The following is a 26,564-nucleotide window of genomic DNA, read 5'->3' as shown; positions in this document are numbered from 1 at the left end:
CCCGAGTCAAAAGGGACCCCATGGTTTCCTTTATTGCCAAAGTCGTTAGAATCGGGGGCCAACACGGCTCCCGACTGTCATCAACGGAGGAAAAATGCAGGAATTTCTGGCCACAAGCGAACGCAGGGCCGAACTCTACTGGTGGTTCGCCACCCTGTTTGCCGCCGAACTGTCTGATGAACAGATCGCCGAATACGACAGCTATGACGTGCGCAGCTTCCTGAAGAGTCTCTCTACCCTGGACCCGATGCGCGACGCCGTGGCCGAACTCAATGACGCCATCGCCCGTCTGCTGGTACGCCCCGATCGCCAGCTGGAACTGGCCGCCGATTTCGCCGGCCTCTTCCTTTGTGACCCCAAGCAGGGGGTGCCGCCTTACGAATCCCTCTATCGCGGGGAAGGGGGCCTGCTGATGCAAGCGCCCATGGCGCAGATGCAGGCGCGCCTCACCCGCCTTGGCATCAGCGTCAGCGACAAGTACAAGGAGCCCGAGGATCACCTGGCCATCGAGCTGGATCTGATGGGCAACCTCATCATCTGCGCCGCCGAGGCGCGCACTGCCGATGAGCGCACCCGCTGGCTCGCCGAGCAGGATGAGCTGCTGCACGAACACCTGCTCGGCTGGTTCAGCCGCTTCGAACAAGGGTGCCGCGCCAAGGACAACTTCGGCTTCTATGGCGCCTGCGCCCGCCTGCTCGGGGTATTCCTGCTGATGGATGCCAACTACCTGAGCCTGGTTCAGGCAGACCATCCCGCCTCCTGAGCCATGCTGTCGCCCCCCTTGATGCTCGCCGGCGGGTTGCTGATGCCATGAAAACGGCCCTGTTGCTCATCGCCTGCTGGCTGCTGGCCCTGATCCCGAGCGAGCAGGGCCTGACCCCCCTTGTCACACTGCTGTTTGACAGCAACCGCGAGCTCTATGGCAGCGCCCAGCTCACCGGCTTTGCCGGTGTGCTGCTGACCCTGTATCTCGCCAATCTGGGGGTGGAGGTGGTGCTCAGACGCCGCTTCCAGCTCGCCGGCATGCTGACCCTGCTGGTCGCCTGGGTCGCTTTCATCCATTGCGATGGGGGTGAGCCAAACTGGTGGCTGCTGTGGGCGCTGGCGCTGCCCTTTCATCTGCTCTCTCTGCTGGTGCTGGTGCGCGGCATCCAGGCCTTCGGCCGCCAGAAGGGCTAACCACTCGCCCAGGCGGCGTCGACCAGCTTGCCTCTTTCTTGCTCTTGCGCTGCTCGTCGGCCGCACACCTGCCCCTTCGTCCCCGACGCCCACCCTGTCTACGGGAAATGAGGGCTGGCGCACGGCTATCCAAAAGTCTAATTGCCCTCCCCCGGCAAAGGTATAAGTTGTTATCTAATTATTAAAAGGATGTATTCAAAGGAGTGAAAGATGAGCGAGCACAAGGTCTACCCGGTCAAGACCCACATCAGCCAGGGGGCCCTGCTGGATCAAGCGGGCTATGAGGCCATGTATCAGGCCTCGGTGCAGGATCCGGACGCCTTCTGGGCGGAGCAAGGCAAGATTGTCGACTGGATGACCCCCTACACCAAGGTCAAGAACAGCTCCTATGACCCCGGCCATGTCTCCATCAAGTGGTTCGAGGATGGCCAGCTCAACGTCTCCGCCAACTGCCTGGACAGACACCTGGCCCAGCGTGGCGACAAGGTCGCCATCATCTGGGAAGGGGACAACCCCGCCGAGGATCGCACCCTCACCTATCGCGAGCTGCATGGTGAAGTGTGCAAGTTTGCCAACGTACTCAAGGCGCAAGGGGTCAAGCGCGGTGACGTGGTCTGCCTCTACATGCCCATGGTGCCGGAAGCGGCCGTGGCCATGCTGGCCTGTACCCGCATCGGCGCCGTGCACAGCATCGTCTTCGGCGGCTTCTCCCCCGAGGCCCTGGCCGGGCGCATCATAGACTCGGGCTCTTCCATCGTCATTACGGCCGACGAGGGGCTGCGTGGCGGCCGTGCCGTCCCTCTCAAGAAGAACGTGGACGAAGCGCTCACCAACCCACAGACCCGCATCGAGAAGGTGATCGTGCTCAAACGCACCGGCGGCGACGTCGCCTGGCACGGTCACAGGGATCTCTGGTGGCATGACGCCATGGCCACGGCGAGCGCCGACTGCGCCCCAGAGGCGATGAACGCCGAGGATCCCCTCTTCATCCTCTACACCTCGGGCTCCACCGGCAAACCCAAGGGGGTGCTGCACACCACCGGCGGCTACCTGGTCTATGCCGCCCTCACCTTCAAGTACGTGTTCGACTACCACGAAGAGGACATCTACTGGTGTACCGCCGACGTGGGCTGGGTCACCGGCCACTCCTACCTGGTCTACGGGCCGCTCGCCAACGGCGCCACCACCATCATGTTCGAAGGGGTGCCCAACTACCCCGCCAGCAACCGCATGAGTCAGGTGGTGGACAAGCACAAGGTCAGCATTCTCTATACCGCGCCGACCGCCATTCGCGCCCTGATGGCCAAGGGCAACGAGGCCATCGAGGGTACCTCCCGCGCCAGCCTGCGCATCATGGGATCGGTGGGGGAACCCATCAACCCGGAAGCCTGGGAGTGGTACTACCGCACCATAGGGGACGAACGTTGCCCCATCGTCGATACCTGGTGGCAGACCGAGACCGGCGGCATCCTGATCAGCCCCCTGCCCGGCGTGACCGCCCTGAAACCGGGCTCAGCCACCCGTCCCTTCTTCGGGGTGCAGCCCGCCCTGGTGGACAACCTGGGTGAGCCCCTGGAGGGTGCCACCGAGGGCAACCTGGTGATCACCGACTCCTGGCCCGGCCAGATGCGCACCGTGTTCGGCGACCACGAGCGCTTCGAGCAGACCTACTTCTCCACCTTCCCCGGCCGCTACTTCACCGGCGACGGTGCCCGTCGCGACGAGGATGGCTACTACTGGATCACGGGTCGGGTCGATGATGTACTCAACGTCTCCGGCCACCGCATGGGCACAGCCGAAATAGAATCGGCTCTGGTGGCCCATCCCAAGATCGCCGAGGCGGCGGTGGTGGGCGTGCCCCACGAGATCAAGGGTCAGGGCATCTATGCCTATGTCACCCTGATCGCCGGGGAGGAGCCGAGCCGCGAGCTGCATAAAGAGGTGAAGGAGTGGGTGCGCAAGGAGATTGGCGCCATCGCCACCCCGGATGTGATCCACTGGGCCGAGGGGCTGCCCAAGACCCGCTCCGGCAAGATCATGCGCCGGATATTGCGCAAGATAGCCACCGGCGAGACCGACAGCCTGGGGGATATCTCCACCCTGGCGGATCCGGGTGTGGTGGACAAACTCATTCGCGAGAAGTCGGAAGCGGCCTGATCCCGTTTCGTTTGTTGCTCGACAAAGCCGGCCTTGCGCCGGCTTTGTCGTATCTGAACAGGCGGACACGGCACCAGCGCGGCTCTGGGCGCCAACATGGTCAATAAACAGACAGATGTAGAGATTAGACCAGTAAAATGCTGCTAATTTTCACGAAATCAATATAATTGCGAAATCTGTGTGCCAGTGCACACCGAATTGCGCAAAAAATGGCTAGATTTCTGGTCATCCGCAAGATAGCCGAACGTTATCGGCATTATCATCGAGGATGTACTCATTATGTCGCAACATCACCGCATTCTCCTGCTCAACGGGCCGAACCTGAACCTGCTGGGCAAACGGGAACCGGGCATCTACGGCAGCCAGACGCTCGATGAGATCGTCGCCACCTTGCAGCTGCAGGCCGGCGAACTCGGTGTCACACTGGAACACCTGCAATCCAACGCCGAACATCTGCTGCTGGAGCGCATCCATCAGGCCATGGGCCAGGTGGACTTTATCATCATCAATCCTGCCGCCTTCACTCACACCAGTGTCGCGCTGCGAGATGCCCTGCTGGGGGTGGCCATCCCCTTCATCGAGGTGCACCTCTCCAACGTCCATGCCAGAGAACCCTTCCGTCATCACTCCTATCTGTCCGATGTCGCGAAAGGGGTGATCTGCGGACTCGGGCCGGATGGTTATACCTTTGCTTTAACCGCGGCTGTGCGTCACTTGGCACGGCTTGATAATCACTGATCAGACAAAGAAGAAAGAGAATGCTAATGGATATCCGCAAAATCAAAAAGCTGATTGAACTGGTTGAAGAGTCCGGCATCGCCGAGCTGGAAATCTCCGAAGGGGAAGAGTCTGTTCGCATCAGCCGTAATTTCTCCGGCCAGGTTAGCGTCGCACCTCAGATGATGATGCAACCGGCCCAGGTACAACAAGCCGCCGCTGCCCCGGTGGCTGCCGCTCAGGCCGCTGCCCCGGCTGCCGATGCCGCCCCGAGCGGTCACCTGATGCGCTCCCCTATGGTGGGCTCCTTCTACCGCGCCTCCAGCCCGGATGCCAAGCCGTTCGCGGAAGTGGGTCAGCAGGTCAATGTCGGCGACACCCTGTGCATCGTCGAAGCCATGAAAATGATGAACCAGATCGAATCTGACAAGGCTGGCGTGATCAAGGCCATCCTGGTCGAGAATGGCCAGGCCGTCGAGTTCGACGAGCCGCTGTTCATCATCGAATAAGGGGATATTCACCCATGTTGGACAAAGTAGTCATCGCCAACCGCGGTGAAATTGCCCTGCGGATCCTGCGCGCCTGCAAAGAGCTCGGGATCAAGACAGTGGCCGTTCACTCCACCGCCGACCGGGAGCTCAAACATGTGCTGCTGGCCGACGAATCCATCTGCATCGGCAAGCCCGCCAGTGGCGAGTCCTACCTCAACGTGCCGGCCATCATCGCCGCAGCCGAGGTGACCGGTGCCGTCGCCATCCACCCGGGTTACGGCTTCCTCTCCGAGAACGCCGATTTTGCCGAAGTGGTCGAGCAGTCCGGCTTCATCTTCATCGGCCCGCGCGCCGAGACCATTCGCCTCATGGGTGACAAGGTCTCCGCCATCGAGGCGATGAAGAAGGCGGGCGTCCCCTGCGTACCCGGCTCCGACGGCCCGGTGGACAACGATGCCAAGCGCAACGCCACCATCGCCAAGCGGATCGGTTACCCGGTGATCATAAAGGCCGCCGGTGGCGGCGGTGGACGCGGCATGCGCGTGGTGCGCAACGAGGCCGAGCTGGCCTCCGCCATCGCCCTGACCAAATCCGAAGCGGGCCAGTTCTTCAAGAACGACATGGTCTACATGGAGAAGTACCTGGAGAACCCGCGCCACATCGAGATCCAGGTGCTGGCTGACGGCCAGGGCACCGCCCTCTATCTGGGTGAGCGGGACTGCTCCATGCAGCGCCGCCACCAGAAGGTAGTGGAAGAAGCGCCGGCGCCGGGCATCACCGAGGAGATGCGCAAGTTCATCGGCGAGCGCTGCGTGCGCGCCTGTCTCGAAATCGGCTACCGCGGTGCCGGTACGTTCGAGTTCCTGTACGAGAACGGCGAGTTCTACTTCATCGAGATGAACACCCGTATCCAGGTCGAGCACCCGGTTACCGAGATGGTCACCGGCGTGGATCTCATCAAGGAGCAGCTGCGCATCGCCGCCGGTCAGCCCCTGTCCATCACCCAGCAGGACATCCGCATCCGTGGCCATGCCATCGAGTGCCGGATCAACGCCGAAGATCCGTCCACCTTCATGCCCTCACCGGGCCTGATCCAGCGCTTCCACGCGCCGGGTGGCATGGGCGTACGCTGGGACTCCCACATCTATGCCGGTTACAAGGTGCCGCCCTACTACGATTCGATGATCGGCAAGCTGATCTGCTACGGCGAGAACCGCGACATCGCCATCGCCCGCATGCGTCACTCCCTGGACGAGCTGGTGGTGGAAGGGATCAAGACCAACGTGGCCTTGCAAAAAGAGATCATGAAGGACGAAAACTTCCAGCACGGTGGCACCAACATCCACTATCTGCACAAGAAGCTGGGTCTGTAAGGGATTGCTGAGCCCGACCACGACGGCACTGTGGCTGCACAAGCCGTCGGGTCTGTGAGGAAGCCTCTTCGACATAACGCATCCGCACCATCAGGGGCGGCAGCATAAAAAGGGCCATGGCGACATGGCCCTTTTTTGTTATCCTTGCGCCCTTCCGATAGCTGGAGGCCGCCATCTTGTCTCGTTTTTCCCTCGCCCGCCGGGAAGCCGCGCTCTGTCTGCTGCTGACCCTGCTCTATTTCCTCGCCTGGTATGGCTGCGCCTACTTCATTCCCGAGTCCCTTCGGCTCTGGGGCATTCCCCTCTGGTTCCTGCTCAGCTGCATGCTGATGCCGCTGCTGTTCATGGGTCTGTGCGCCTTCATGGTCGGCAAGCTGTTTGTCGACATCCCTCTCGATCCCGAGTTGCCAGGTCAGCAGGAGGCCCCCTATGAACCTTGAGTTGCTGCTGCCCCTGCTCATCTATCTGCTGCTGGTGCTCGGCATCGGCTACTGGGCCAGCCGACGGCGCCGGGGGGGAGACTTCATGCAGGAGTACTTCATCGGCAACCGCAGCATGGGGGGCCTGGTGCTGGCCATGACGCTGGTGGCCACTTACACCTCTGCGTCCTCCTTTATCGGCGGGCCGGGGGCCGCCTACAAGATCGGCCTGGGCTGGGTCTTGCTGGCGATGATCCAGCTGCCCACCGTCTGGCTCACTCTGGGGGTGCTTGGCAAGAAGTTCGCCATCATAGCCCGCCGGGTCAATGCGGTGACCATCAACGACATGCTGTGGGCCCGCTACCAGAGCAAGGCGGTCGTGGTGCTGGGCTCGGTGACCATCATCCTCGCCTTCATCGCCACCATGGTGGTGCAGTTCATCGGCGGCGCCCGCCTGCTGGAGACGGCCACCGGTCTCAGCTACCAGCAGGGGCTATTGCTGTTTGCCAGCTGCGTGCTGCTCTACACCATCATCGGCGGTTTTCGCGCCGTGGTGATGACCGACGCCCTGCAAGGCATCATCATGCTGATCGGCACAGGTGCCCTGCTGGCCGGGGTCTTGATCGCCGGGGATGGCCTGCCAAACCTGCTCCACCGGCTCGAGGTGATCGATCCCAAACTGGTGAGCCCGCAGGGGGCCGGGGACATGCTGACCCAGCCCTTCATGCTGAGCTTCTGGATCCTGGTCTGTGTCGGTGTGGTGGGACTGCCCCATTCGGCCCTGCGCTGTTTCGGCTATCGCGACAGCAAGGCGCTCCATCGCGGCATCCTGATCGGCACCATCGTCAGCGCCCTGCTGATGTTCGGCATGCACCTGGCCGGGGCGCTGGGCCGCGCCCTGCTGCCCGCCATGGACAGCCCGGACAAGATCATGCCGGCCCTGATGATGGAGGTGCTGCCCCCCTGGCTGGCGGGGATCTTCCTCGCGGCCCCCATGGCGGCCATCATGTCCACCATCGACTCCCAGCTGATCCAGGCCTCGGCCACCCTAGTCAAGGATCTCTGGCTCAATTACCTGAGCCCGAAACAGAGCCAGGAGAAGCTGGAGGTGCGGGTGCCGCGCCTGTCGCTCATCACCACCCTGATCCTGGGTGCCCTGGTGCTGCTGGCGGCGCTGCAACCGCCGGAGATGATCATCTGGCTCAACCTGCTCGCCTTCGGCGGCCTGCAGGCGGTCTTCCTCTGGCCCCTGGTGCTCGGCCTCTACTGGCCCCGCGCCAACGGCCAGGGGGCCCTGGCCAGCATGGTGGCCGGCCTGCTCTGCTATGGCATCTTGAGCCAGTGGGGCATCAAGCTGGCCGGGCTGCACGCCATCGTGCCCAGCCTGGGGCTGGGGCTGGCCGCCTTCGTGCTGATCAGCCTGCTGACGCCAGCACCGGGGCAGACGGTGCGCCAGCTTTTTGATCGAGATTAACTTCTCGGCGATTAACCAAGGGCGATCTATCCCTTGAGAGAGGGAAGAGGTAAAGTGTGCGCCATGTCACATTTCCATCCTCTTCCATGACTGTCCAATCCCGTCGACAGCGGTTGATCCAGGCCATGCAGCGGCTGGGCTACGCCCTGCTGCTGCCCGTCTCCATCCTGCCTCTGGCCGCCCTGCTCCACCGGCTCGGCGAGCCCGATGCCCTCAACCTGCCCGTGCTGGTCCTGAGCGGCCAGGCCATCTTCGGCCAGATGCCCCTCATCTACGCAGTGGCCATCGCCTTTGGCATAGGCCGCACCGAACGGGGCAGCCTCGCCTTCTCGGGGGCGGTGAACTTCCTGCTGCTGAGTTCGGCGCTCTCGGCGCTGGCCCCGGGCCTGCATGCCGACCTGGTCTGCGGCATGCTGGCGGGCATCACCACGGCCCTGGTCGCCCCATGGTCCCCTGCCCGGGCCAAGGAGGGAGCCTTCTCGCCATCCGGCCCCTGGCAAGGCCCCCTGCTCAGCGCCCTTCTCTGCCTGCTGCTCGCCGTGCCCATGTCGTGGCTCTGGCCCGCCCTGGAGCAGGGGATCAGCCAGATCACCACGGACCTGGCGACGCCGCTGGGCGCCTTCTGCTACGGGGTGCTCAATCGCCTGCTGCTGCCGTTCGGGCTGCACCAGCTGCTCGGCAACCTGGCCCTGCTGGGGGAGGTCAACCAGCTGGCGCTGGCAACGGCCCAGCCACTGCATCAGGGCTATGGAGCCGGTCTTTATCCCATCGTCATGTTCGGTCTGCCCGGCGCCTGTTTTGCCATCTGGCTGCACCGCCACCGGTTGCGCCAGGTGCCCCACGGCGCTCTGCTGCTGAGCCTGGCCCTCACCTCGGCCTGCATCGGCATCACAGAGCCCATCGAGTTTCTGTTTGCCTTCACGGCCCCCTGGCTGTTTCTGGCCCATGCCCTGCTCACCGGCCTGTCGTTCGCCATCTGCAGCGCCCTCGACATCGAGATCGGCAGCTACTTCTCCGCCGGCCTGCTGGATCTCAGCCTGAGCTATGGCCGCGGCCTGCACGCCTTCTGGGTCATTCCCCTCGGGATCATGTTCTTCGTCGGCTACGCCCTGCTGTTCTACCGCCTGCTGGGACGGGTACCCCTCAGCCTGGACAACCAGCGCCAGGAGATGGCCAACATACCCCCGGCCGATCCCCAGATGCTGGCCATCCAGTACCTCAAGCTGCTGGGGGGCATGGATAACCTGCAGGCCATCAGCGTCTGCCTGACCCGCCTCAGCGTGCGGGTGCGGGAGATGGCCCTGGTCGATACCTCACAACTGCTCAACCTCGGCTGCCTCTCCTGGATCGAGATCAACGAGCATCAGCTGGTGCTGGTACTCGGTCCCAACGCCGGCCTCATCGAGGGGCAGATCCGCATGCTGGCCGAACGTCAGGCCGTGCCCCTCGGCCTCAAGCCCAATCATGACGCGAGGGATCAGGGCGCCTGGTGATCCCTGCGCCCATCCCCTGGCGCGGGGGCAAAGGAGAGCCGCTCGGCGACAAAATCCATCAGGGTGCGCAGGGCCGGTGCCAGATGCTCCCGGCTCGGGTAGATGAGATAGAAGGGGTTCGCTGGAATGGGGTGCTCCGGCAGCAGGGTGCGCAACCGCCCGCTCGCCAGATCCTCCTGACAGACATGATAGGGCAACAGGGCAATGCCTCCCTGGTGAAGTGCCAGCTCCCTCAGGGCCAGCAGGCTGTTGCTGACGCAGGCCCCCCGGGGGCGCCAGCCTCCTTCCTGCAGTGGCCACACCGGCAGAGCCGAATGCACCAGGCAGGCGTGCTGTGCCAGCTCGGCCAGGTGCCGGGGCGTACCCCGGGCCGCCAGATAGCCGGGGGCCGCCACCAGATGGCGCGTCACCTGACCGATGCGCCGGCAGATGAGGCTCGAATCTTTCAGGGGCGCCGCCCGCAGCGCCAGATCGTATCCCTGCCCCACCAGATCCAGCTGCTCGTCGCATAGGGTCAGCTCGATCACCACCTCGGGGTAGAGGGCTTGAAACTCGGCCACTATCTTGCCGAGCAGCAGGGTGCCCGTGGCCTCGGGGGCCGTGACCCTCACCCGGCCCGCCGGGGCCTCCCGCAGCCTTGCCATGGCGAGATGGGCCCCCCGCGCCAGGGTCAGCAGAGCCCGGCAATGCTCCACATAGACCTCTCCTTGCGCCGTCAGACTGAGCCTGCGGGTGGTGCGCTGCAACAGCCGGACCCCGAGCAGTGACTCGAGGCGAGAGATCTTCTGGCTCACCGAGGATTTGGGCATGGCGAGCGCCTCTGCGGCGGCGGTGAAGCTGCCCTGATCCACCACGGTGGCAAATATCCCCATCAGTTCCAGTTCGGTATTGTTCATATATTCAAACAGTCTTTACCAATTACCCATCTTAATTCGAATAATTGACCAGACTAGACTGGCAGGCAATCCCAAACTGATCCTGAAGGAATTGCCATGAAAGCCATTGCACTCACCCACTATCTGCCGAGCACCCACCCCGACTGCTTTATCGCCGCCGACCTGCCCACCCCGACCCCGGGCCCGCGGGATCTGCTGGTGCGGATCAGGGCGACCTCCGTCAATCCGGTCGACACCAAGGTACGCGCCCCCAAGGCCAAGGTAGAGAGCAACCCGCGGGTGCTGGGCTGGGACGCCGTGGGCGAGGTGGTGGCCGTGGGCCAGGAGGTGACCCTGTTCAAGGCGGGTGACCGCGTCTGGTATGCGGGCGACATCAGCCGCCCCGGCAGCAACAGCGAGCTGCAGCTGGTGGATGAGCGCATCGCCGCCCTGGCCCCCGTCAGCCTCTCCGATGTGGAGGCCGCCGCCCTGCCCCTGACCGCCATCACCGCCTGGGAGGCGCTGTTCGAGCGCATGGGCCTCACCCGGGAAAGCACGGGCCGACTGCTCATCATAGGCGGCGCCGGCGGGGTCGGCTCCATCGCCATCCAGCTGGCGCGTCAGCTCACCAGGATGGAGGTGATTGCCACTGCTTCCCGCCCCGAGACCCGCGACTGGTGCCTGGCAATGGGGGCCCACCAGGTGGTGAGCCATCACCAGCTGCAAGCCGACCTGGCCGAGCTCGACATCAGCCAGCTCGATGCCATCTTCTGTACCAATGCCACCGAGCAGCACTGGAATGCCATGGCGAGCCTCATCCGTCCGTTTGGTCACCTCTGCACCATCGCCGAATCGAGTGAACCCTGGGATCTTGGCCTGCTCAAACCCAAGAGCGTCACCTTCAGCCAGGAGTTCATGTTCACCCGCTCCCTGTTCCAGACCCCCGACATGATAGAGCAGCACCATCTGCTCGGCCGGGTGGCCGCCCTCATCGATCAGGGGGTGCTCAAGACGACCCTCACCCGCACCCTGCCGGAACTGACCCCGGCCACCCTGGCCCAGGCCCATGGCGAGCTGGAATCAGGCAGCATGATGGGCAAGCTGGTGATCGACATGGCCCGTTTCGCCAGCCAACCCTAAATGGGTAGAAAACGCACCATGATGGGGTGGTTTCACCAGAGACAAGCACCAAAAGCGCACACTGGGCCAGACCACGCCAACGAGATGGCGGACCCGGCGGGCCGCTCGGCGCAAGAAATATCCAAGATACTGTTTTTCAGGTAAAAAAATGGGTCATCCCGACCGGGATGACCCTAAATACCTGAACGTTGGGGGGTAACAATCACACACACATCCTTTGCAGGACAACAGGGTTATTGCAGCTCTCATGCCAACTTCATCAAACGACCCGATCCGGGTCGTTTTCATTCGCCAAAGCGGCGACCCCTCCCACGCCAGACACTCTCTCACCATAAAAAAAAAGCGCCACCCGAGGGTGGCGTGAAAGATGACGGAACTTTCCTAGAGCAAAGCAGTAAGGATGAATACATTAACCGTGCCAACCTTGTTAATGATCCCGCCTTCGATGCCAGATAGCGATGCCAGGCACCCCTGTCTGCCTCGGTGAGCCCCTTGCCTGCGGGCAAACCACGACAGCACAGGCCCGGGATGATAGAATCCCGCGGTTTCACATTTATGAAGAGTCGACCCCATGCCCTGGATACAAATTCGAATCAACGCCACCGCCAAGACGGCGGACAAGGTGAGCAACATGCTGCTGGGGCGTGGTGCCCAGGCCGTGACCTTTATGGATGCCAAGGATGTGCCCGTCTATGAGCCCATGCCGGGCGAGACCCCGCTCTGGGGCGAAACCGAGGTGATGGGACTGTTCGACGCCGAAACCGATCCCGCCCCCACCATCGCCTTCTTCCAGCAGATCTTCGGCGAAGACGTGGGCTACAAGGTAGAGCAGCTGGAAGACAAGGACTGGGTGCGCGAATGGATGGATCACTTCCACCCCATGCAGTTCGGCGAGCGACTCTGGATCTGCCCGAGCTGGCGCGACGTCCCCAACCCGGATGCGGTCAACGTCATGCTGGATCCGGGCCTGGCCTTCGGCACCGGTACCCACCCCACCACGGCGCTCTGTCTGCAGTGGCTGGACGGGCTGGATCTGACCGGCAAGACGGTGGTCGACTTTGGTTGTGGCTCCGGCATCCTCGGCATCGCCGCGTTGAAACTGGGGGCCGCCCGGGTCATCGGTATCGACATAGACCCCCAGGCCATCCAGGCCAGCCATGACAACGCCGAGCGTAACGGTGTCGCCGGCCAGATAGAGCTCTACCTGCCGGCGGATCAACCACAAGACGTGGAAGCTGACGTGGTGGTGGCCAACATACTGGCCGGCCCGCTGCGCGAACTCGCCCCCCTCATCGCCGGACACGGCAAACCGGGCAGCCTGATGGCCCTCTCCGGCGTGCTGGAGAGCCAGGCCCCTGAGCTGGAAACCATCTACGGCCAGTGGTTCGAGATGGATCCGACCGCGGTGAAGGAAGAGTGGTGCCGCCTCTCGGGCCGCAAGCACGGCTGATAGAGAGCGGCCATTGCGGCAGCAACACTGTGGCCGCAAGCACGGCTGATAGAGAGCGGCCATTGCGGCAGCAACACTGCGGCCGCAAGCACGGCTGATAGAGAGCGGTCATTGCGGCAGCAACACTGCGGCCGCAAGCACGGCTGACAGAAAGCGGCCATTGCGGCGGCAGCACTGCGGCCGCAAGCACGGCTGATAGAGAGCGGCCATTGCGGCGGCAACACTGCGGTCGCAAGCACGGCTGATAGAAAGCGGCCATTGCGGCGGCAACACTGCGGTCGCAAGCACGGCTGATAGAGAGCGTAATCCTTCCATGCAGACCAACAAGGGCACCCCAGGGTGCCCTTGTCGTTTCCCGGCGCTAGCTGCGCGCCCTTCTTCCCACTCTGGGGAGAGCTTCACGCTTCTATCCCCCTCGATGGCTTATGCTCTCCTCCTCCACCCCATTGAGGCCCAGCCATGACCGAATACGAGAAGATGATCGCCAGTCAACCCTACGACTGCATGGCGCCGGAGCTGGATCTGCTGCGCCGGGAGGCGGCCCACCGCTATCGCCGCTTCAATCGCGCAGACGAAGAGGATGAGCCGCTGGCGCTGCTCAAAGAGATGGTCGGCGAGCTGGCAGAAAACGCCTTTATCTGCCCGCCGTTTTACTGCAGCTATGGCCGCCACATCAGCCTGGGAGTCGGCTCCTTCATCAATCTGGGAGCCACCTTGCTGGATAATGCCCCTATCCGCATCGGCGCCGAGGTGATGATAGGGCCGAACGTGCAGATCTACACCGCCGCCCATGCACTGGACGCCGATGAGCGCATCCAGGGGGTGGAGACGGCGCTGCCGGTCACCATAGAAGACAGGGTCTGGATCAGCGGCGGCGCCATCCTGCTGCCCGGGGTCACCATAGGGCGAGACGCTGTCGTCGGCGCGGGCGCCGTGGTAACCCGGGACGTCCCGGCCGGGGCCAGGGTAGTGGGCAACCCGGCCCGGATCCTGACCCCGGCCTGACCAGGGCTCGCACTGGCCTTGCTCTCGAATGCGGCCAGCGGGATGGTGGGGAGCCGCCATAAAAATGAAGCCCAAGGTCACGAAGACGTTGGGCTATATAAAAAGGTGCTACGGAATTGCGACTCTCATCGCAGAAAATCAGAAGGCGAACCTTCTGAACTGGCGGGTGTGATAATAGCGACGCGCAAACGTTTTACATAGTGAAAAATAGCGAGAGTGCGAACTTCCTCTCACTATTTAAAAAAGAGTCTGTCGCCGACAAAAACCGGGTATTCCCCCCCTTTTCTTCCCGGCGCCACTCTGGGTATTATCGCCAGCTACATAGAAAAAGCCCTGACAGATCAGGGCTTTTCAATCAGGTCTCATGACCGCCTGCGCCGCTCATCAGAAGCGGCGGACAAACTCCCCAAGGGGTAGCTCGCGCAGCTTGCGCGCCTCCAGCATGGGTGTCCCCAGGTAGAGAAAGCCCACCAGCTGATCCTCGGCGGCCAATCCCAGCCCCTGCCTGATGTGTTCATCGAAGATAAACCAGCCGGAACGCCAGATGCCGTTGAAGCCCTGGGCCTGGGCCGCCATCTGCATCGCCATCAGGGCGCAGCCGGCAGAGAGCTCCTGCTCCAGTTTCGGTACCTTGGGGTGTGCCTGATAGCGGGTCGCGACGGCCACCACCAGCGGCGCTCGCAGGGGCGCGGCACGGCTCTTCTCGATGCTATCTTCATCCTCGCCGCGGGCTCGAGCGGCCTCCCCCAGCAGGGCCCCCAGACGCTCACGCCCCTCCCCCTCGAACAGGATGAACTGCCAGGGAGTCAGGGTGCCATGATCCGGTGCCCGCAGGCCGGCCTTCAGAATATTGTCGAGCGCCTCGCCGCCCGGGGCTGGCATCGTCAGGCGAGCACAGGAGTGGCGATTGAGCAGCAGAGTGAGGGCATCCATGGGCAATTCCTAGTCAGGGCAATGATGGCGCTACCTTAGCACAGCACCGGATGAAGAAAACCCCTGAGGCTCAGGGGTTTATCATCATATCCGCAGGCAGGGCCATCAGGATGCTGCGCTCGGTGAGTCCAGACTCAGATCACCGCGGCCAGCTCGGCACCCTGCCGGATGGCGCGCTTGGCGTCCAGCTCTGCGGCCACGTCGGCACCGCCTATGATGTGCACCGGCTTGCCCGCCGCCTGCAGGCCCGCCTGCAACTCTCGCAGCGGCTCCTGCCCGGCGCAGATGATGACATTATCCACCGGCAGGCACTGTCTGGCCTCGCCCACCTGGATGTGCAGCCCCTCGTCGTCGATGCCCAGGTACTGCACGCCGGAGAGCATCTTGACCTTGCGGTTTTTCAGCACTGTGCGGTGGATCCAGCCTGTGGTCTTGCCAAGGCCGTCGCCCACCTTGCTCTCCTTGCGCTGGAGCAGCCAGATCTGGCGCTCGGGGGCGTCGACCACGGGCGTCATCAGGCCGCCGCGCTGGGCGAGCTGGCGGTCTATTCCCCACTCCTTGAGCCAGTGATCGCGATGATGCTCGGCATCCCTCTCCATCTTCTTCTCGACGAGATATTCGGCCACGTCGAAACCTATCCCCCCTGCCCCTATCACGGCCACCTTCTCGCCCACCGGCTTGTGGTCGCGCAGCACGTCGAGGTAGCTCAGTACCTTGGCATGCTCGATGCCCGGGATATTGGGGGTGCGCGGCCGTATGCCGGTGGCGAGGATCACCTCGTCAAAGCCGCCGCCGAGCAGACTCTCGGCGCTCTGGCGCTGGCCGAGATAGAGCTCGACGCCGCACTTCTCCAGTCGTCTGGCGAAGTAGCGCAGGGTCTCGTGAAACTCCTCCTTGCCCGGGATCTGCTTGGCGAAGTTGAACTGGCCGCCAATCTCGCTGCCCTGATCGAACAGGCTCACCTGATGACCGCGCTCGGCGGCGTAGCAGGCGAATGCCAGCCCGGCAGGCCCCGCTCCCACCACCGCCAGCCGCTTGGGCTGGGGCACCCGGCCAAACGTCAGCTCGGTCTCGAAACAGGCCCTGGGATTGACCAGGCAGGAGGCACGCTTTTGCTTGAACACATGGTCGAGGCAGGCCTGGTTGCAGGCGATGCAGGTGTTGATCTCGTCCGCCCGGTTCTCGGCGGCCTTGATGACAAACTCGGGATCCGCCAGGAAGGGGCGCGCCATGGAGACCATGTCCGCCTCCCCCCCCGCCAGAATGCGCTCGGCCACCTCGGGGGTATTGATGCGGTTGGTGGTGATGAGGGGCACGGTGAGGTGCTTTTTCAGCTCGGCGGTCACCCAGCTGAAGGCGCCACGCGGCACGCTGGTGGCGATGGTGGGGATCCGCGCCTCGTGCCAGCCGATGCCGGTATTGATCAGGGTCACCCCTGCCTGCTCCAGCGCCTTGCCAAGGGCGATCACCTCGGGCAGCGAGGAGCCCTTCTCCACCAGATCCAGCATGGAGAGACGGAAGATGATGATGAAATCGGGGCCGACCCGCTCGCGGATGGCGCGCACAATTTCCAGCGCAAAGCGCATCCGCTTTTCGCTGCTGCCGCCCCAGTCATCCCTGCGCTGATTGGTACGCTCGCAGATGAACTGGTTGATGAGATAGCCTTCCGAGCCCATCACCTCGACACCGTCATAACCCGCATTGCGGGCAAGCTGGGCCGTGCTGGCAAAGTCGCGGATGGTGCCGCGGATCTGGCGCTCGCTCATGGCTCTGGGCTTGAACGGGGAGATGGGGGCCTTGAGGGGGCTCGGCGCCAGGCTGAAGGGATGATAGGCGTAACGACCCGCATGGAGGATCTGCAGCGCTATCTTGCCCCCTTCCCGATGCACCGCCTCGGTCAGCTTGCGATGCTTGCCTACCTGCCAGGGGAAGCTGAGCTGGGAGCCGTGAGGCACCAGGCGCCCCCGCAGGTTGGGAGCGATGCCGCCGGTGACGATGAGGCCGACGCCACCGCGCGCCCGCTCGGCATAGAAGGCGGCCAGCTTGTCAAAGCCCCCCTTCTCCTCTTCGAGGCCGGTATGCATGGAGCCCATCAGCACGCGGTTCTTGAGCTGGGTAAAGCCGAGATCCAGGGGAGTCAGCAAGGTTGGATAGCGGCTCATGATGCACTCCTTTGCGAGGCCGGCACGCAAAAATCCAGACGCAGCAGCACCCGGATACACAACTGGGTAACGCCAAGGTCGAGGGGGGTCAGCAAGGTTGGATAGCGGCTCACGGGGCCTCCAGTTAATTTTTTGTTATCAAATTGAGGCTAGAGTAAAGAATCGAAAATGCTTTTTCAAACAAATGTTTGGACATTTTTTCGGCGAACAGCTGTAGCGCCAGCGCCCCCCGCGATGGAACATGGCAATCGGCGGGGCAACTGGTTAATAATGGCTCCTCTAACCCATTGACAGGGCGATACCGCGACTATGTCTATTTTCAAAGGCCTGGGCTGGCTCTTTCGCAGCCTGTGGCGCCTGCTCAACTTCACCCGGCTGATGCTGGTCAATCTGCTGTTCCTTGCCGTCGTCCTGACCCTGGTGTTCGTGCTGGGGATGCAACAAGAGGCGCCCCAGACCCCGATCGAGGGGGCCCTGACCCTGGATCTCGACGGCACCCTGGTCGAGCAGCTCACCCAGGTGAGCCCGAGCGAACAGCTGCTGCAACAGATGGGCAGCCGCGACGATCTGCCCCAGGAGCTGCTGCTGTCGGATCTGCTGTGGGCCATCCGCTCCGCCGGGGAGGATGACCGCATCCAGGCCCTGGTGCTCCAGCCTCAGGGGCTGCAGGGCAATCTCTCCAAGTTGCAGGAGGTGGCCGATGCCATCGACGACTTCAAGGAGAGTGGCAAGCCGGTCATCGCCATGGCGGACTACTACACCCAGGGCCAGTACCTGCTGGCGGCCCACGCCGATCACGTGCTGCTCAACCAGAGCGGGGCCGTGTTGCTCGAGGGGCTGGGGGTCTACCAGACCTACTTCAAGTCGGCGCTGGAGAAGCTCAACGTCACCCCCCATGTGTTCAAGGTCGGCACCTACAAGTCCTTCGTCGAACCCTACACCCGGGATGACATGTCTGCCGAGAGCCGGGAGGCGAACCAGCACTGGCTGGATCAGCTGTGGCAGGCCTATGTCAGCGACGTGGCCAGCCAGCGGGAGGTCGAACCCGACGCCATCTCCCCGAGCAAGGAGCAGTTCCTCGAACGCCTGAAAAAAGCGCAGGGCAATGCCGCCGGGTATGCCCTCGACAACGGCCTGGTCGACGAGCTCGCCACCCGGGAGGAGATGAACCAGGCGGTGATCAAGGAGGTCGGCGAGCGCGAGGATCACAGCTGGCGCGGAGTCGGGCTCAAGGAGTATCTGGCCGCCATCCCGGATCAGTATCCCCAAAGCGGCAAGGATGAGGTGGGCCTCATCAAGGCCAGTGGCGCCATCATGGATGGCATCCAGCCTGCCGGCACCATAGGGGGCGACAGCCTGGCCAGCCTGCTGGCCGATGCCCGCCTGGATGACAAGGTGAAGGCCGTGGTGCTGCGGGTCGACAGCCCGGGCGGCAGCGCCTTCGCCGCCGAGCAGATCCGCGCCGAGCTGCTGGCGCTCAAGCAGGCGGGCAAACCCGTGGTGGTCTCCATGGGCAGCTATGCCGCCTCCGGGGGTTACTGGATCGCCGCCGATGCGGACAAGATCTTCGCCTCCCCCACCACCCTCACCGGCTCCATCGGCGTGTTCGGCCTGTTTGCCACCGTCGACCAGGCCCTCTCCCAGTTCGGCATCCACAGCGACGGGGTCGGCACCACCGACTTCGTCGGCCTGGGGGTGACTCGGGCCCTGCCGCCCCACGTGGGCGAAGCCATCCAGCTCAACGTCGAGAATACCTATCAGCGCTTCCTCGGCCTGGTCAGCAAGGGCCGTGGCCTGAGCATGACGGAGGCGGAAAAAGCGGCACAAGGCCGGGTCTGGACCGGACTGGATGCCAAGGAGCTGGGACTGGTGGACGAGTTTGGCAGTCAGGATGACGCCATCGCGGCGGCGGCCGAACTCGCCAATCTGAAGGAGTGGCAAGTGACCCCCATCCTGCCCGAGGAGTCCGCCAAGGAGAAGTTCCTGCGCGAGCTGCTGGGCAGCAGCGCCCGGGCACTGGCCCCCGCCCTCAAGGGCACCATCCCGGCCCCCCTCGGCGCTAGCCTCAGCGCCCTCAACCAGGCCCTGGATCCCCTGGTGCGTTTCAACGACCCCCAGGGAACCTATGCCTGGTGCCCGGTCTGCCGTTGAGCGACCCGCTGACGACCCACCATGACAAACCGCCCCTTTCCGGGGCGGTTTTCTTTTGCGTCCCAGGTCGTCACCCGGGGATCAGAGGGGGCCCAGCAGCCCCTCACTGTGCCAGCGGTGCAGCTGGGCCAGCACCCGGGTCTCGCGATGGGTCCACTGGGGACAGCGGCCGCCGAGCAGCCATTGATTGTTGTGGAGCGCCTCCTCCATGGCGTGCCAGTCTGCGCTGAAGCCGAGCCGCTGCTCGTAGGCTTGCAGCCTGGGCTGACTGCGGCTTTCTGCCACCTGGCACAGGTAGTAGAGGGAGCGGATGCAGTAGGCGTCATAGTCGGGCTCCCGGGCGTTGCGATACTCCCGGGTCTCGCCGAGCAGGGCTCCCTGAGCCAGCAACTCGGCGCCACACTCTTCGCGCAGCTCCCGGGCCAGGGCATCCCTGTGGCTCTCGCCGGGCTCGACGCCGCCCCCCGGGAACATGAAGTCCCCGTTGACGCGGGAGTGCACCAGCAGCAGTTCCTCGCCCCGCAGTACCACGGCCCGCACGGTGACGCGCTCCAGCAGCCGCTCCAGCCGGGGAAAGTCCCCGTGCATCAGGCGCAGGGAGAAGGGGGACAGCTTCAGCGTATCCGGATCCTGGGTGCTCATGGACGGTAGGCCCCCGCCTTGATCTGCGCCACCAGCTCCTCGGCCCGGGCATCCAGGGTCGCCAGCTCCTCCTTGCCCAGGGTGTGATAGAGGCCAAAGCGCTTGACCGAGAGATCGCCCCCTTCCTGAAAGGCGGTGCTGACCTTGCCCCACAGGTAGGCCTCCTGATACTGCTTCTGGCCCATGTGCAGGGTGCTCAATGAGGTCAACAGCCGCGGATCCACCTCATCCCCCGCCCGGTAGAGGGAGAGACCGTGCTCCATCACCTGGATGGCCCGCCTGGGGTCCGTCTTGGCATAGATGCCCCCCAGGGCGAGCTGCAAGGCGGGCTCCTCCAGGGCCTGGGTTCCCGCCAGGGCCAGGAACTGCTGGCGCGCCTGCTCGTTGGTGTTGTTGGTCCAGTGCCAGATCAACAGGTAGGGATCCTGGGAGCCGCGGGTCTGCTCGTCGAGCCGCTCCAGCTCGGCGCCGGCAGCCAGCATCCCCTCGACCCGGCTGCTCTTGCGCTCCTTGGCGTACTTGTACTCTATGTGGGTCGAGCGTTCGATGCAGCGCAGGTAATCTTCCAGCTTGCTCATCAGCTCGTACTTGTGGCGATCGCTCCCCTCCTGCTTGAGGTAGAAGCGGGCCCGGATCACATCGGTGCGCTCATAGCGGCACCAGCCATCGTCCACCAGGTCCTGACAGAGCTCGGGGTGATTGGCACAGATGTTATGGAGGCGATCATCGTTGCAGGCAACGAGGCTGAGCCCCATGGCGAGACCAACAACGGCCCGACGTAGTGGAAAATGGGTCATGGTTTACATCTGGTTGATAACATCGACAGCCTGCTTTCGCCACCCTTGGCTAGCAAACCACTCACATATCCATTACAATGCGCGCGCCAAAAGCTGGCCGCGATTGCAGAATAATATAACGAATTATACGCCCCTACAGTGATCTGCATTTGACGAATTTCTTTTTGCTTCAACAACGTGAATGACACGGTTACGTGAAATAAAGGATCTGGTTAATGACCCACGAGCACTACTTGCAAGCGTGGCAGGAGAGCCAGGAGCTCGCCGAAGCCATGCAACCCTTGATCGGTCGCCTCTACCGCCAGCAAGGGATCGAGATCACCGTCTACGGACGCCCCCTGCAAAACGCCTCCACCATCGATATCCTCAAAGCCCACCGGGTGGTTCGCCGCCACGAAGGCCAACCCCTCCCCATCCAGCACAGTTTCCCCCTGCTTCGCGCCCTGTGCGAACTGGCCCCCAGCGCCGCCGAGATCGATCTGGGCAAACTGGCGGTCGGCTACTGGCGCGACCATGGTGACGAGGCGGGCATCGCGGATTACCTCAAGGCCAAGCTGGCCCCGGCCCTGGGCCAGGGTGCCCTGCCGGCGCCCACCGACGTGGTGCTCTACGGCTTTGGCCGCATCGGCCGCCTGCTGGCCCGGCTGCTGATCGAGCGCACCGGCGCCGCCAACGCCCTGCGCCTGCGTGCCATCGTGGTGCGGGGCGGGCGCGAGGGGGATCTGGAGAAGCGGGCCAGCCTGCTGCGCCGCGACTCGGTGCACGGCCCCTTCAACGGCTCCATCGAGGTGGACAGTGATCGCAGTGCCATCATCGCCAACGGCACCTTCATCCAGGTGATCTATGCAAACAGCCCGGCCGACATCGACTACACCGCCTACGGCATTCACGATGCGCTGATCGTCGACAACACCGGGGTCTGGCGTGATGAGGCGGGCCTGTCCGAACACCTCAAGGCCCGCGGCGCCGCCAAGGTGCTGCTGACCGCCCCGGGCAAGGGGGAGATGAAAAACGTGGTGTTCGGGGTCAACCACGCCGTGATAGGCCCGGATGACAGGATAGTCTCCGCCGCCTCCTGCACCACCAACGCCATCACCCCGGTGCTCAAGGTGATGCAGGACAAATACGGCATCGTCCACGGTCACGTGGAGACGGTCCACTCCTACACCAACGATCAGAACCTCATCGACAACTACCACAAGGGGGAGCGGCGCGGTCGCAGCGCGGCCCTCAACATGGTGATGACCAGCACGGGCGCCGCCAAGGCGGTGGCCAAGGCCCTGCCCGCGCTCAAGGGCAAGCTGACCGGCAATGCCATCCGGGTGCCCACCCCCAATGTGTCCCTGGCCATCATCAACCTGTCGCTGGAGCAGAGCACGGATCGGGAGAGCCTCAACGCCTATCTGCAGCAGGCGTCCCTGAGCTCCTCCCTGCATCGCCAGATCGACTTCAGCGCCAGCACGGAACTGGTCTCTTCCGACATGGTGGGTTCCCGTTTTGCGGGTATAGTGGACTCCCAGGCCACCATCGCCGAGGACGATCACTGCGTACTCTATGTCTGGTATGACAACGAGTTTGGCTACAGCTGCCAGGTGGTACGGGTGATGGAGAAGATGGCCGGCGTAGTCCGCCAGGATCTACCGGCATAGTCCGCCAGGATCTGCCCGCCTGAGTCAGGCATTCATTGTTTCGGGTTTGCGAGGAGAGAGAGCATGTCATTTCAACAGGTCATAGGACAGATGCCCCAGGAAGTCTACGAGCGGCTCAAGACCGCGGTTGAACTGGGCAAATGGCCCGATGGCAAGCCCCTCACCGAGGAGCAGAAGGCCACCTCGCTCCAGGCGGTGATGGCCTGGCAGGCGATGCACCTGACCAACCCGGAACACATGAATATCGGGGCGGATGGCGAAATCGTGATGAAGAGCAAGAGCGAGCTCAAGCGCCAGTATCGCGACGAGGAAGAGATCGTCCGTATCGAGATCAACCACTGAGGGCGAGCTCAAGCATCGAAGCACCGCGACGAAGCAGATATATTACAGATCGACCTCCGTCATTGAGCCTGACCCGGCAGGCCACACACGACGGCCACAGCAAAGAGGGGAGCCAATATGGCCCCCCTCTTTATCTCATTCTTCGAACACACTACCGAACCCTATAAGACTACGACTTCGTCACTGAATCGGTCAGTAACTCGTTGACCATGGCAAAGCACCGAATAAATTGAACAATCCAGGATCTTCTTTCTAGTTTGCAGGTGTTCGATGTAGTCATCCGAAAGAACACAATCCCCATCAGAGATCATCAGAATATCGGCCTTCTCGTATGCCTTAGCATCCCTGATGATCTCACAGGCACGGTTCAGCGGTGTTTCAAAGTCCGTGCCACCACCGAATCCCTGTCGCAAGAAATGGAGCAATCCAGCAGCACTGTTTTCTTCATGCATGACATATTCTCTCAACTCCCCATTGTCACCGAAGAGCACGACATGCAGAGAACGCGCCTCTTGCTGCAGGATTGCCGACACAGCCAGCAATAACGCCCTGGCTTTCAGTAGTGGTACCCCGCTCATGCTACCGGATGTATCCAGACAGGCGACCACAGGCCCTGTACGCTTTTTCTCCAACTCAAGCTGTTCACCCTGAGTCAACGAGACTCCCTGCAACTCATAGGTCATCAGGTTTTGCTCCAGAAAACGGGCATAGAACAGCGTTTCAAGCGCCTCATCTTCCAGATTGACCAACTCGGTAGGAAGCAAACGAGCCAGATCATCACTACGGTGAGTACCGTGCACCTCACTCTTGCTCGCCTTTGGGATCCGGGCCTGTTTTTTCTTCTCTTCCGAGATATAGGCCCGTCCCATCTTATGGACCAACTCCTTGATGACGCGATTTTGCTCTAACTGCCTGGCTAGTGGTTCAATATCATCGCGACATAATTTGAGATCGTGATAAGAGAAGTTGGCACCGGCACAGGCCGTCAACAAGGGCTTGGCCTTTTCATAGGTAGTATCTATACCACCTAATAACTGACCGTAACCTGCCAGCTTTTTACGGACTTCAGCAGGCAGTTCCTCGTCAACCAGCTCTGCCTCATAGGCTTTACACTCTGCCAGCTCGGCCCGAAGCGCGGCCATCACCTCCTCACTGAGAGGCTGGTTTTTAAGATGTTCTTCCTGCGCCTGCCAATCCGGTTCCAGGGCCGGATTATCCGCTAGCGAGCCATCCCAGTCCCATAATCGCCATTTGGTCGCACTCAGTTTATTCTTGACTGCAACTTTTAGCTCTTTGATGGTTCTCTCCCAATTATCACTGACTAAATTGGTTTGTGCTAAGAGGCGTTCAATCCGGCTGGCTTCTCTCCCTTTTGGCGAATGATTGACGCACTGCCGAGAAAAATCATGGCAATTCTCAAATATCAATCCATAAAAACCACGATCGCCAATATGACTCTCGGCCTTGTCAGCCACCACCTCACAGCCAACAGCTCCGTAGCTATTACAAGAGACATAAATCTTGCGACCAAGAATACTCTTGGAGGTAAAATCTGCAGGACCACAACGCCTTACCGTACCCTCGCCAATATCTGTAACTTCAATATTTGAGATCTCCCCATCACCAACATAGATACCGGAATGCTCTGCTAAGAATCCAAGATCGCTATAGAGCACGCTGCCAGGTTGTGGCGTTACCTGCTCACGAAAATTGCTGTCGATAAAATATTTTATGCCCTTTATCCCGAGCGGCATTGTAGCCGCAACACCGCTTATGCCTCGCCATAATGAGCTGGCTATTCCAGCTAGTAGACCGAACATAGTGCCCCTTATACCCAGAGATTAGCATTTATCTGCTGCAATAATAGATCAATTTTGTCTGACGCTGGTGTCTGCTCGCCTATCGGATTGTTAGCGGCCATCAGCCCGACTGACTGTAATCTAGGGCTATTGGCCTGGTCATTCCACTGCCATATATTCTCAAAGTCCCAACCCAACGAGTGTTGTAAAAGTCCTTGGTTAAATCGAGCTCCATCAACCGGTCTTCCATTTATGATGTCATCTGGAGCACTGAATTTATTGGTGCCTACACTTACATTACCCAATAACTCTGTGGTGCTGTGTGAAAAGCAAAACCCGTAAAATCTATCAGCATTGGTCGATACCACCCCCAGCGCACAGTTTTTTATTTTATTGTTCTCAGTATTTGCAGTAAAACCCGCTGACATTGAGTAAATGTTGATGCTTGATGGAATAGTGAATTTTCCAGTAATAAAGCATCTTTCTACCATGCTATTTTTGCACGTGTGAGCCACACCGCCATTTGATCGTTTACCATAATCACAATTATCTATATAAAAAAGACAGTCCATAACATCACAGCTGTCAACCAAAACTGATAGCTTGGGGTAATCATCACCTATAGAGCGCCCACGGATATAGCAGTTAGATATCTTTGATTTATTTAGACTTTGATTGGCTAGGCTGCCGATTATGACACAGCCTGTGATTTTGCAGTCACTCGCACCATTCAAAAACATAGTTTGCCCAACTTTGCAGAAACTTATATCACTACCCGTTGAGTTATTCGATAGCGAGCAATCTATCACATGTAGGTTTTTAATGACTGAGCCAGGCAAGATATTGTTGAATATGGCTTCGTTCTTGCCTCTCCCTTGAATTTTAAAACCATTGCCGTCATAACCACCCTTAAATTCAATTACAGGGAAAGTTTTCAATACAGCGAGATCGATGTCGTCTATCTGTCGGAAATAATACCCCATCTCCCCGACTCCCTTTTCCTCAAGACGACCAAAGTCGTGGAAATTTTTAATTAGAATAGGATCATCCTCTGTGCCTTTCCCTTCTAGCCCAGAAATAATACCAATGGACTTATCTCTTGAGGCTATACCAGAATTATTGATTGGAATGATCTGACTGTAATACGCTTTATCATAATTGTTTTTTGAAGAAACTTGACTAAATGGCCGCAATATATCGTGAATTAGGGTTGTTACTTTCCCTTTATTATCAATATGATTCCACAGACAATAGCGTAATAGCATTAAATCTGACAGATCAACCTCGTCTCTATCGTTGGTCAAGGCAGATACCTTCAGCAGGTGAAGAACCTTTACCAAACGCCGATCAGATAATCCCTCTCTCCGATCTTCTTTAAACAACTCGTTATGTTTTTTCCAAATATCTAAAATAGTTTCCTGAATCAACTCAGGGAGTTGTACACTCGTAACTTGTTTATCAAGTTCAGCTAACTCACCCAATTTCAATGAGGCCAAGTGTTCTAGGTGCTCACTATTTCCTAGGGTAAAAAGCTTATGTAAATTATCTTCGCTCACATAATCAACGAAGCTACGCAGCAAGAAGCGGTCATAAAGTGCTCCCAGTTCCTCCTGACCAGTCGGCAGTTCATTGGAAGCCGCGATCAGGCTGCGCAGCGGCACTTTCTGAACGGCCGCGCCATTGTGATAGATACGTTCGTTAAGAATGGTCAGCAAGGCATTGAGAATGGAGGAGCTGGCTTTAAAGATCTCATCGAGAAACGCGACCTGTGCCGATGGCAGATACCCCGCCGTATTGCGCTCAAAACGATCCTCTTTCAGCTTGGAGATGGAGAGAGGGCCAAAAATCTCCTCGGGAGTTGAAAATTTGGTCAGTAGATATTCAAAATGGCTGGATCCCTCTTTGTCATCATCCTTCAGAGCCTTGGCAACCTGGCGAGAAATAAGGCTCTTTGCCGTTCCCGGTGGGCCCACCAGCAGGATGTTCTCTCCCGCCAGCAACGAGAGCAATGCCAGCTTCATTGCCTCATCGCGCTCCACCAATCCTTCGTTAAGTTGTGCCAACAAGGCTGCCAGTTTGTGTTTGATCTCGAGCATCTGCCGTTTCATCCTTCACTCAGTCACACGCTAATTACGCCGAAAATAGATTCAAATTGAACCCACAAACACAATCTATCATGAACATCGCCAATGAGCAGGACATCAGTCATTGTTATGTGCTCTATGTTGGATGGAAAAACATTTTTTTCAGTTAGATACTGCGCCAACCATGATTCAGCCAACCACTGATCCATGAATGGATAAACAAGAGGGGAGC

The 26,564-nt window shown here is 60.8% G+C and carries 23 protein-coding genes; 15 read left to right on the top strand and 8 right to left on the bottom strand.

Annotated features, from left to right (window positions below; genetic code table 11):
- Positions 1-94: 94 nt before the first annotated feature.
- From torD to BN1119_RS06780, 9 genes are all read left to right on the top strand, one after another.
- Positions 95-763 (top strand): molecular chaperone TorD, encoded by a 669-nt coding sequence (torD, locus tag BN1119_RS06820; protein ID WP_041995629.1) that lies wholly within the window; start codon positions 95-97, stop codon positions 761-763.
- A 47-nt stretch (positions 764-810) separates the two neighbouring features.
- Complete coding sequence (locus BN1119_RS06815) at positions 811-1,179, top strand: hypothetical protein (protein WP_041995626.1); 369 nt, start codon at positions 811-813, stop codon at positions 1,177-1,179.
- Positions 1,180-1,389: 210 nt separating this feature from the next.
- Positions 1,390-3,336 carry an acetate--CoA ligase gene (gene acs, locus BN1119_RS06810; protein ID WP_041995623.1) on the top strand — a complete coding sequence of 649 codons (1,947 nt, stop codon included), beginning with the start codon at positions 1,390-1,392 and terminating at the stop codon, positions 3,334-3,336.
- Positions 3,337-3,615: 279 nt separating this feature from the next.
- On the top strand, positions 3,616-4,074 hold the full coding sequence (gene aroQ, locus BN1119_RS06805) for a type II 3-dehydroquinate dehydratase (protein WP_041995621.1): 459 nt from the start codon (positions 3,616-3,618) through the stop codon (positions 4,072-4,074).
- 26 nt (positions 4,075-4,100) lie between these two features.
- Positions 4,101-4,562 (top strand): acetyl-CoA carboxylase biotin carboxyl carrier protein, encoded by a 462-nt coding sequence (gene accB, locus BN1119_RS06800; RefSeq protein WP_041995618.1) that lies wholly within the window; start codon positions 4,101-4,103, stop codon positions 4,560-4,562.
- 14 nt (positions 4,563-4,576) lie between these two features.
- Entirely contained in the window at positions 4,577-5,917 is a 1,341-nt protein-coding gene (gene accC, locus BN1119_RS06795; RefSeq protein ID WP_041995615.1) for an acetyl-CoA carboxylase biotin carboxylase subunit, read from the top strand.
- Between the two features lie 176 nt (positions 5,918-6,093).
- Positions 6,094-6,357, top strand: a complete 264-nt coding sequence (locus BN1119_RS06790; RefSeq protein ID WP_041995612.1) for a DUF997 family protein — start codon at positions 6,094-6,096, stop codon at positions 6,355-6,357.
- The gene (gene panF, locus BN1119_RS06785; protein WP_041995609.1) at positions 6,347-7,810 is read left to right on the top strand and encodes a sodium/pantothenate symporter; all 1,464 of its coding nucleotides are present in this window, start codon (positions 6,347-6,349) and stop codon (positions 7,808-7,810) included. Before BN1119_RS06790 ends, panF begins: the two co-directional genes overlap by 11 nt.
- An 86-nt stretch (positions 7,811-7,896) precedes the next feature.
- Entirely contained in the window at positions 7,897-9,303 is a 1,407-nt protein-coding gene (locus tag BN1119_RS06780) for a PTS transporter subunit EIIC (protein ID WP_041995606.1), read from the top strand.
- Here the strand turns inward: BN1119_RS06780 and BN1119_RS06775 are convergent.
- Positions 9,288-10,199, bottom strand: coding sequence for a LysR family transcriptional regulator (locus BN1119_RS06775; RefSeq protein WP_041995603.1), 912 nt, complete (start codon positions 10,197-10,199; stop codon positions 9,288-9,290). The two genes, BN1119_RS06780 and BN1119_RS06775, sit on opposite strands and share 16 nt — an antisense overlap.
- Positions 10,200-10,295: 96 nt before the next feature.
- Between BN1119_RS06775 and BN1119_RS06770 the strand changes: the two genes are divergently transcribed.
- The 3 genes from BN1119_RS06770 to BN1119_RS06760 all read left to right on the top strand — a co-directional run bounded on the left by BN1119_RS06770 (position 10,296) and on the right by BN1119_RS06760 (position 13,773).
- A complete protein-coding gene (locus BN1119_RS06770) occupies positions 10,296-11,318 on the top strand; it encodes a zinc-binding alcohol dehydrogenase family protein (RefSeq protein ID WP_041995600.1) in 1,023 nt (340 codons plus the stop codon).
- Positions 11,319-11,889: 571 nt separating this feature from the next.
- Positions 11,890-12,768 (top strand): 50S ribosomal protein L11 methyltransferase, encoded by an 879-nt coding sequence (gene prmA / locus BN1119_RS06765; protein ID WP_041995597.1) that lies wholly within the window; start codon positions 11,890-11,892, stop codon positions 12,766-12,768.
- 459 nt (positions 12,769-13,227) lie between these two features.
- A complete protein-coding gene (locus BN1119_RS06760) occupies positions 13,228-13,773 on the top strand; it encodes a sugar O-acetyltransferase (RefSeq protein WP_041995595.1) in 546 nt (181 codons plus the stop codon).
- Positions 13,774-14,157: 384 nt separating this feature from the next.
- Here the strand turns inward: BN1119_RS06760 and BN1119_RS06755 are convergent, their stop codons facing one another.
- Positions 14,158-14,706: an NAD(P)H nitroreductase gene (locus tag BN1119_RS06755; RefSeq protein WP_041995592.1), complete on the bottom strand. Its 549-nt coding sequence runs from the start codon at positions 14,704-14,706 to the stop codon at positions 14,158-14,160.
- Between the two features lie 134 nt (positions 14,707-14,840).
- Positions 14,841-16,868 carry an oxidoreductase gene (locus BN1119_RS06750; RefSeq protein WP_041995589.1) on the bottom strand — a complete coding sequence of 676 codons (2,028 nt, stop codon included), beginning with the start codon at positions 16,866-16,868 and terminating at the stop codon, positions 14,841-14,843.
- Positions 16,869-17,177: 309 nt separating this feature from the next.
- Here BN1119_RS06750 and sppA point away from each other — a divergent pair, with 309 nt between their 5' ends.
- Positions 17,178-19,019: a signal peptide peptidase SppA gene (sppA, locus tag BN1119_RS06745; RefSeq protein WP_041995586.1), complete on the top strand. Its 1,842-nt coding sequence runs from the start codon at positions 17,178-17,180 to the stop codon at positions 19,017-19,019.
- Positions 19,020-19,100: 81 nt separating this feature from the next.
- Here sppA and BN1119_RS06740 read toward each other — a convergent pair whose 3' ends face one another.
- Together BN1119_RS06740 and BN1119_RS06735 are read right to left on the bottom strand one after the other, a co-directional pair.
- Complete coding sequence (locus BN1119_RS06740; RefSeq protein ID WP_041995584.1) at positions 19,101-19,661, bottom strand: NUDIX hydrolase; 561 nt, start codon at positions 19,659-19,661, stop codon at positions 19,101-19,103.
- On the bottom strand, positions 19,658-20,458 hold the full coding sequence (locus tag BN1119_RS06735; RefSeq protein ID WP_041995581.1) for a DUF2989 domain-containing protein: 801 nt from the start codon (positions 20,456-20,458) through the stop codon (positions 19,658-19,660). The genes BN1119_RS06740 and BN1119_RS06735 overlap by 4 nt, the downstream gene beginning before the upstream one ends.
- A gap of 215 nt (positions 20,459-20,673) precedes the next feature.
- On the opposite strand from BN1119_RS06735, the gene BN1119_RS06730 reads away from it, so the two are divergent.
- Positions 20,674-22,107: a glyceraldehyde-3-phosphate dehydrogenase gene (locus tag BN1119_RS06730; RefSeq protein WP_041995578.1), complete on the top strand. Its 1,434-nt coding sequence runs from the start codon at positions 20,674-20,676 to the stop codon at positions 22,105-22,107.
- Positions 22,108-22,170: 63 nt separating this feature from the next.
- Positions 22,171-22,449 carry a YeaC family protein gene (locus BN1119_RS06725; protein ID WP_041995575.1) on the top strand — a complete coding sequence of 93 codons (279 nt, stop codon included), beginning with the start codon at positions 22,171-22,173 and terminating at the stop codon, positions 22,447-22,449.
- Between the two features lie 161 nt (positions 22,450-22,610).
- On the opposite strand, the gene BN1119_RS06720 is transcribed toward BN1119_RS06725, so the two are convergent.
- The 3 genes from BN1119_RS06720 to BN1119_RS20770 form a co-directional block, all read right to left on the bottom strand.
- On the bottom strand, positions 22,611-24,269 hold the full coding sequence (locus BN1119_RS06720; protein ID WP_041995572.1) for a VWA domain-containing protein: 1,659 nt from the start codon (positions 24,267-24,269) through the stop codon (positions 22,611-22,613).
- An 8-nt stretch (positions 24,270-24,277) separates the two neighbouring features.
- Positions 24,278-26,344, bottom strand: a complete 2,067-nt coding sequence (locus BN1119_RS19635) for an AAA family ATPase (protein WP_052448033.1) — start codon at positions 26,342-26,344, stop codon at positions 24,278-24,280.
- Between the two features lie 23 nt (positions 26,345-26,367).
- A partial coding sequence (locus BN1119_RS20770) for a hypothetical protein (RefSeq protein WP_209434891.1) occupies positions 26,368-26,564 on the bottom strand: 197 nt, incomplete at its 5' end.

The sequence above is a fragment of the Aeromonas bivalvium genome, assembly GCF_000819765.1.
Taxonomy (GTDB): Bacteria; Pseudomonadota; Gammaproteobacteria; order Enterobacterales; family Aeromonadaceae; genus Aeromonas; species Aeromonas bivalvium.
The sequence above is the reverse complement of the archived record's forward strand: the minus strand, read 5'-3'. Positions and strand labels throughout refer to the sequence as shown.